The 1,503-nt window shown below is 76.4% G+C and carries 2 protein-coding genes; both read left to right on the top strand.

What is annotated here, in order from left to right:
• Positions 1–65 precede the first annotated feature (65 nt).
• A complete protein-coding gene (gene mobC / locus ACFQ46_RS24250; RefSeq protein WP_380262925.1) occupies positions 66–455 on the top strand; it encodes a plasmid mobilization relaxosome protein MobC in 390 nt (129 codons plus the stop codon).
• A partial coding sequence (locus ACFQ46_RS24245; RefSeq protein ID WP_380262923.1) for a relaxase/mobilization nuclease domain-containing protein occupies positions 452–1,503 on the top strand: 1,052 nt, incomplete at its 3' end. The genes mobC and ACFQ46_RS24245, both read left to right, overlap by 4 nt.

The following is a 1,503-nucleotide window of genomic DNA, read 5'->3' as shown; positions in this document are numbered from 1 at the left end:
CGCCGTCTTCGACGGCTGAGACCAGGAGGTCGTGGTCGCCGTCGTGGTCGAGGTGGGAGTGCGTGATGGGTGAGGTGCGAGAAGCCGCGCTGGTCGTGCGGTTGAGCGCGGCGGAGCGCGCGGCCTGGCACGCGGCGGCGCGGGCGGCGGGGTGGGGCAAGACGGCCGGGTGGGTGCGCTCGGTGGTGGCGGCCGCGGCCGCTGGTCGCGGCGGTGCGGCACCCGCACCATCGACGCCGGCGTCCCCCGCCGTGGACCGCGAGGTCTTGCGGGAGCTGGCTCAGATCGGGTCGAACGTGAACCAGCTGGCGCGGGCGGTGAACGTCGCGGCTCGGGGCGGGCAGCGGTTGGACCTGGAGGCCGCGGAGCTGGAGGCGCTGCGGATGGAGGTGTCCCGGCTGACCGCTGCCGTGACGGCCGCGCGCACGACCTCGAGCACCGGGAGCCAGGGGTGATCGCGGCGATCAGCCGCGGCTCCGACGTCGCCGGTCTGGGGCGCTACCTGCACGGGCCGGGGCGGGTGAACGAGCACGTCTACGAAGGGCGGTCGGGGGGTGCGGTGATCGGCGGCAACCTCGGTGCCGACGGCGACCGCAACCCCGCCAGCTGGACGTCCTCGATGCGGGTGGCGATGGAGGCCCGCCCCGACGTGGGCAAGGCGGTGTGGCACATGAGCCTGCGCACCGCGCCGGGCGACCCGGTCCTGTCCGATGCGGCCTGGCGTGACGTGGCGCAGGGGATGGGGGAGTCGATGGGGTGGGCGGACCGGCCCTGGGTCGTGGTCCGGCACGCCGAGGACCACGTGCACATCGTGGTCTCTCGCGTCGGCTTCGACGGGTCGCTGTGGGCGGCCCGCCACGACTTCCGCGCCGCGCAGCGGGCGCGGGTGGCGATCGAGGCGGAGCTGGGGCTGACCGCTGCGCCGACGCGTAGCGAGGTGAACGCTCCACCCCTGACGCGCGGGGAGGTCGCCCAGGCGCTGCGCACGGGTGCGCCCCCGGGACGGGAGGTGCTGGCCGCCCGCGTCGCCGTGGTCGTCGAGCAGACCCGCGGGTTGGGCCGGGAGACGTTCGAGGCCGCGCTGACTGAGGCGGGGGTGACCGCGCGGGCCAACGTGGCCTCCACAGGGCGGGTCAGCGGGTACTCCTTCGCCCTGGCCGAGCCCCAGGACAGCCACCGGGACGCCGCCGGAGAGCAGGTCTGGTTCAAGGGCTCAGCGCTGGGCCGGGAGCTGTCCTGGACCCGCCTGGAGCCGGTCCTGACCGCTCCCGCGCCGGCGGTGGAGCAGGCCGTCCGACAAGCCCGAGCGCAGGCGGTGATGCACGTCCCGCGGAAGCGGTTCGAGCTGGCGGGACGGCACGAGGCGCGGGTGCAGGCGGCCGCCGAGACGGAGGCGGCGCGCCGGGTCGCGGGGATCCGGCGGGAGGCTCCGCGCCTGGCCGGGCGGGAGGCGGGGTACGCCTCGCGGCAGGTCCGGGCCCGCTGGGCAGAGCGTGTGGAGCG

The sequence above is a fragment of the Kineococcus sp. GCM10028916 genome (assembly GCF_042674865.1).
Taxonomy (GTDB): domain Bacteria; phylum Actinomycetota; class Actinomycetes; order Actinomycetales; family Kineococcaceae; genus Kineococcus.
This window is presented reverse-complemented; position numbering and strand designations above follow the sequence as displayed.